The sequence below is a fragment of the Trinickia sp. genome (assembly GCF_051961175.1).
Lineage (GTDB): Bacteria > Pseudomonadota > Gammaproteobacteria > Burkholderiales > Burkholderiaceae > Trinickia.
This window is the reverse complement of the sequence record NZ_JBQCDN010000432.1, coordinates 1-5652: the sequence shown is the minus strand read 5'-3', so window position 1 is coordinate 5652 and position 5652 is coordinate 1. Positions and strand designations below refer to the sequence as shown.

Here is a 5652-nt window from a genome sequence, read left to right as displayed (position 1 = left end):
CCGAAGAACTGATCGCCCGCGCCTCGGTCACGCCAGACGATCAACACTGCCAGAAGCTGCTGATCGAACGGCTGGAAGCGGCCGGCTTCGCCTGCGAAACGATCGAATCGCACGGCGTCACGAACCTGTGGGCCGTCAAGCGCGGCACGGACGGCGCACGCGGCAAGCTGCTCGCCTTCGCGGGCCACACTGACGTGGTGCCGACGGGCCCGCTCGAACAGTGGAGCTCGCCGCCCTTCGTCCCGACGCACCGCGACGGCAAGCTGTTCGGCCGCGGCGCCGCCGATATGAAGACGTCGATCGCCGGCTTCGTGGTCGCGAGCGAGGAATTCGTGGCCGCGCATCCGAACCATCGCGGCTCGCTCGCGTTTCTGATCACAAGCGATGAAGAAGGTCCGGCCACCGACGGCACGATCAAGGTGGTCCAGGCGCTGCAGGCGCGCGGTGAAACGCTCGATTACTGCATCGTCGGCGAACCGACCTCGACGCATACGCTCGGCGACGTCGTCAAGAACGGCCGGCGCGGGTCGATGTCGGGCAAGCTCGTCGTCAAGGGCGTGCAAGGCCATATCGCCTACCCGCATCTCGCGCGCAATCCGATCCATCTGATGGCGCCAGCGCTGGCGGAACTCGTTGCCGAGCACTGGGACGAAGGCAACGACTATTTCCCGCCCACGACGTGGCAGGTGTCGAACCTGCACAGCGGCACGGGCGCGAGCAACGTCATCCCGGGCCGCGCGGAACTCACGTTCAACTTCCGTTTCTCGACCGCGAGCACCGTTGAAGGGTTACAGCAGCGCGTGCATGCGATTCTCGACAAGCATGGGCTCGAGTACGATCTCGACTGGACGGTGAGCGGCTTGCCGTTTCTCACGCCGCGCGGCGACCTTTCGGACGCGCTCGAGCGCGCGATCAAGGACGAAACGGGCGTGTCGACAGAGCTGTCGACCACCGGCGGCACATCCGACGGGCGCTTCATCGCGCGTATCTGCAAGCAAGTCGTCGAATTCGGCCCGCCGAACGGCAGCATCCATAAAATCGACGAGCATATCGAGCTCGCGTTCGTCGATCCTTTGAAAAACATTTATCGGCGCGTGCTCGAAGCGCTGATCGCATAACGGGCCCCGTACCGCACCAGGAGATGCCGAGATGACCACGCCGTTTCGCACCGTGCGCGATTTGCTGCGCTATGCGGTGTCGCGCTTCAACCAGGCGGAGCTCGCCTTCGGACACGGCAGCGCGAATGCCTACGACGAATCCGCCTATCTGATTTTGCATACGCTGCATCTGCCGCTCGACACGTTGGAGCCGTTCCTCGATGCGCGCTTGCTCGACGATGAAATCGACGCCGTACTCAAGGTGATCGAGCGCCGCACAACCCACCACGTCCCTGCCGCCTACATTACGCAAGAGGCGTGGATGCACGGCCTGCGCTTTTATGTTGACGAGCGTGTCATCGTGCCGCGCTCGTTCATCGGCGAATTGCTGGAGGACGGGTTACAGCCGTACGTGGCCGATCCCGACGAAGTCAGTGCTGTGCTCGAACTGTGCACCGGTTCGGGCTGCCTGGCGATTCTCGCCGCGCAGGCGTTTCCGAATGCCGATGTCGATGCCGTCGATATTTCGCCTGAGGCGCTCGAAGTCGCGCATATCAACGTCAACGAATACGCGTTGGACAACCGTATCGCGCTGTTCGAGGGCGATTTGTTCGCCCCGCTGGCGGAACGCCGATACGACGTCATCATCGCCAACCCGCCGTACGTCAACAGCACCTCGATGGACGCGTTGCCGCCCGAATATCGGCACGAGCCGCAACTCGCGCTGGCCGGGGGCGAAGATGGCATGGATATCGTGCGTCGCATCGTCAAGGACGCGCGCAATTGGCTGACGGAAAACGGCCTGCTGGTGGTGGAGATCGGCAACGAGCGCGCCAATGTGGAAGCAGCGTTCGGCGGGCTGGACCTGGTCTGGCTGTCGACGAGTGCCGGGGACGACACGGTATTTTTGATTCAAGCCAGCGATCTGCCGGCCGTTTGAAGGCGCCTGGGTGCCTGCCTCGTCCCCCGCTTGATGCCCATTTGACGGGCGTTTATACGGTCTTGCACCCGTTTGACGCTCGTTTATTCGATCGACCTTCGAGAGGCCATAGCGCCCATGCCCGCTCCGGAACCGACGCCCGCCGGTCGACACGATCACCACCCGGGCGACGACGATCGCGACGGTGCCAGCGATCGCTCCCGTCCGATCGAAAGCGCCGAGTCGCAATCGCGGCGATTGTGGCTCCTCGCCGCCGCGGCGGGGCTCGCGTACGGTGTGTCGTTGCGCGATGCGCCCTATCCCGATCAAGCGGCAGCCAAGGTGTTGATGTGCGCGCTGCTATTCCTGGCTTGCGCGCGTCATGAGCCGATCAGCGAACGCGTTCGGTTGATGGCCGCGCTGGCGGCGTCGGCCGTTGGCGACGCCTTGCTGGCACTGCCGCAGCTGACGTTCTCCTTCGTCGGTGGCCTCGGTGCGTTTCTCGTCGCGCATTTGGCGTATTGCGCCTTGCTGGCCCCGCGTGCCGTGCGCACCGGGCTGTGGCGCGGCGTCGAAGCTTGGCGCCGCATCGCCATCGCCTTGCTGTGCGTGGCTGCAGTGGCGATGTACATCGTTTTCTTACCGAATCTCGGGCCGTTGGCCATTCCGGTCGCGCTCTATCTGCTCGCGCTGTGCGCGATGGCGAGCTGCGCCCTGTTGGTACGGCCAAGCGGCCCGGCGCTGCCCCTCGGCGGCCTTGCCTTCGTCGCTTCCGACGCCATGATCGGCGTCGACCGCTTCCTCGGTGCGTTCCATGGCAGCGGATATGCGATCTGGTTCACCTATGTCCTCGCACAGGTCTCGATCGTCGGGGGCCTCCTACGTTCTGGTGCGCGTTGACGACCGAACCGTTCCTCGGACGCAAATGGCCTTCCGGCCATGGCAGATAAGCCTGCCCTCAATCCGGCGCTTCGGTAAGATGCACAGGGATCGCGCGCCGGTAACCCGGCGCATCGGATAGACGCCACGCCCTTCATCAACCGCACATGCATTTCGACTGGCTTTCTCTCGGCAGCCTGATCTTCGCCGCACACGTGCTCGGCGTGATTGCCGCTGGCCACGCCATTCTCAATACGCGAACGTCGCAAGGCGCAATCGCTTGGGCGGTTTCGCTCGTGGCCGTGCCCTATGTGACCGTAATCCCGTATCTCTTCCTGGGCCGCAGCAAGTTCTCGGGCTATGTCGACAAGCGCCGCATCGAGAGCGAGCTGCTGCGCACGCGCGCTCATCCGAGCGCCTGGGATACGCGCGCGTCATCGATGGGACGCCCTGCCGATGCGCTCGGCCATGCGGTTGTGCGTGCGCTCACGCGTCTGTCCGGCATGCCGTTTCTGCCCGGCAATCATGTGCGCACGCTCGTCAACGGCGAGGCCACGTTCGCAGCGATCATCGATGCGATCGAGCACGCGCGCCATTACGTGCTGATTCAATTTTTCATCGTCCGCGACGACGCGCTCGGCGAAAAGCTCAAGGCGCTGCTGCTGGCGAAGGCGGCGCAAGGCGTGAGGGTCTGCTTCCTGTACGACAGCATCGGCAGCTTCGATTTGCCGCAGAGGTACATCTCGGCGTTGCTCGAAGGCGGGATCGAGATGCATCCGTTCGCGACAAATCAGCGCTTCGTCAATCGCTTCCAGCTCAATTTCCGCAATCACCGGAAGATTGTCGTTGTCGACGGCGAGCGTGCTTTCGTCGGTGGCCACAATATCGGCGTCGAATATCTCGGTGGCAATCCGCGCCTGTCGCCCTGGCGCGACACGCATATCGAGCTGCGTGGCCCCGTGGTCGCCAGCGTGCAGTTCGTCTTTATCGAGGATTGGCATTGGGCGACGCAGCGCCTGCCGCGGCTCGAACCGTCGCAAGCCGAAACGTCGCATAGCGCGGGCGATGCCGATATGCATTGCCTCGTCATCGCGCCCGGGCCCGCCGATAAAGAGGAAACGGGTTCGCTGTTCTTCGTGGAGGCGATCAACGCGGCGCAAAAGCGGATTTGGATCACGACGCCCTACCTCGTGCCCGACGAGGCCGTTTTTTCGGCATTGCGGCTGGCCGTCATGCGTGACGTGGACGTGCGCATTCTGATCCCGAGCCGGCCCGATCATTACGTTGTGTTCGAGGCGTCGAAGCTTTACGCCTATGACCTGATTCGCGCGGGCGTGAAGATCTTCCGCTATCAGCCCGGGTTCCTGCATCAAAAGGTCATGCTGATTGACGACGTCGCCGCGGCGATCGGCAGCGCCAATCTCGATAACCGTTCCTTCCGGCTCAACTTCGAGATCATGGTGCTAACGATCGACCATGCCTTCGCCGCGGAGGTGGAGGCCATGCTGACGCGGGACTTCGCCCATGCGTGGGAAGTGACCCGCCAGGAGTACCGCAAAGCGTCTGCGCTGCGGCGCATCGTCATGCACGTGGCGCGGTTGTTCTCGCCGATTTTGTGATCACCGCTCCGCCGCAACCGCTGCGCACCGCCTCAAAGCAACGCTTCGATATCCGCCGCAATCGACTCAGGCGTCGTTTTGGGCGCATACCGCTTGAGCACGTTACCGTGACGGTCGACGAGGAATTTCGTGAAGTTCCACTTGATCGATCTCGTGCCCAGCACACCCCGCGCCTCATCGGTCAGATAGCGAAACAATGGGTGCGCATCGGGGCCCTTCACGTCCACCTTCTCGAACATCGGAAACGTCACGCCGAAGTTTTTTTCGCAGAAGCTGCCGATCTGCGCGGCATCCCCCGGCTCCTGTTTGCCGAACTGGTTGCACGGAAAGCCCAGCACCTCGAGCCCGCGCGCACCGAACCGTTCTTGCAGGTGCTGCAAGCCGGCATACTGCGGCGTGAACCCGCATTCGCTGGCCGTATTCACAATGAGCAGAACCTTGCCGCGATACCGGTCCAGACCCAGCGGCTCGCCGCCCAGCGCGCGCGCGGAAAACGTATAGAGCGTACTCACCGAGTCGCCTCCGAAGGAAAAACACAAGTCTATGCGAAAGCGCCGGGCGGCGCCCGGCGCAAGATTGGCGCCGGATTGGCACTGCCCCAGCGCGTGACCGTCTAAAATAGCGCTTTTCGAGCTGCCGGCCCCGTCGTGATCCGTTTCAATCAATTCAGCTTAGCCCGCGGCGTCAAGCCGCTTTTCGAAGCCACCTCGTTCACGCTGAACCCCGGTGAAAAGGCCGGACTCGTCGGCGCCAACGGTGCGGGCAAGTCCACCCTGTTCTCGGTCCTGCGCGGCGAGCTGCACCCCGATGCGGGCGACTTCTCGCTGCCGCCCTCGTGGCGCATCGCGCACGTGGCGCAAGAGACGCCCGCCGTCGACAAAACCGCGCTCGAGTACACGCTCGACGGCGATGCCGCGCTGCGCGAGATCGAGGCGCGCATCGCCCAAGCCGAAGCCAGCCATGACGGCGAAGCGCTCGGGCACGCGCACGCGGCGTTCGCCGACGCCGACGGCTACACCGCCCCGGCCCGCGCCGAGGCGCTGTTGCTCGGCCTCGGGTTCACGCTGGCGCAAACGCGGGAACAAGTGGCGAGCTTTTCGGGCGGCTGGCGCATGCGTCTGAATTTGGCGCAAGCGCT

At 63.9% G+C, this 5652-nt stretch carries 6 protein-coding genes; 5 read left to right on the top strand and 1 reads right to left on the bottom strand.

Annotation, left to right across the window (positions count from 1 at the left end; all coding sequences use genetic code 11):
• From dapE to cls, 4 genes are all read left to right on the top strand, one after another.
• Positions 1-1118 (top strand): succinyl-diaminopimelate desuccinylase (gene dapE / locus ACTHL0_RS24485; RefSeq protein WP_440569651.1); only part of this gene is annotated, 1118 nt, incomplete at its 5' end.
• Between the two features lie 31 nt (positions 1119-1149).
• Entirely contained in the window at positions 1150-2037 is an 888-nt protein-coding gene (gene prmB, locus ACTHL0_RS24480; RefSeq protein WP_440569650.1) for a 50S ribosomal protein L3 N(5)-glutamine methyltransferase, read from the top strand.
• Positions 2038-2154: 117 nt separating this feature from the next.
• Positions 2155-2916 (top strand): lysoplasmalogenase, encoded by a 762-nt coding sequence (locus ACTHL0_RS24475; RefSeq protein WP_440569649.1) that lies wholly within the window; start codon positions 2155-2157, stop codon positions 2914-2916.
• A gap of 146 nt (positions 2917-3062) precedes the next feature.
• Positions 3063-4514: a cardiolipin synthase gene (gene cls, locus ACTHL0_RS24470; RefSeq protein WP_440569648.1), complete on the top strand. Its 1452-nt coding sequence runs from the start codon at positions 3063-3065 to the stop codon at positions 4512-4514.
• A gap of 32 nt (positions 4515-4546) precedes the next feature.
• Here cls and ACTHL0_RS24465 read toward each other — a convergent pair whose 3' ends face one another.
• Complete coding sequence (locus tag ACTHL0_RS24465) at positions 4547-5026, bottom strand: glutathione peroxidase (protein WP_440569647.1); 480 nt, start codon at positions 5024-5026, stop codon at positions 4547-4549.
• Between the two features lie 135 nt (positions 5027-5161).
• Here ACTHL0_RS24465 and ACTHL0_RS24460 point away from each other — a divergent pair.
• Positions 5162-5652, top strand: a 491-nt coding sequence (locus ACTHL0_RS24460; protein ID WP_440569646.1) for an ATP-binding cassette domain-containing protein, incomplete at its 3' end; no start/stop codon positions are given.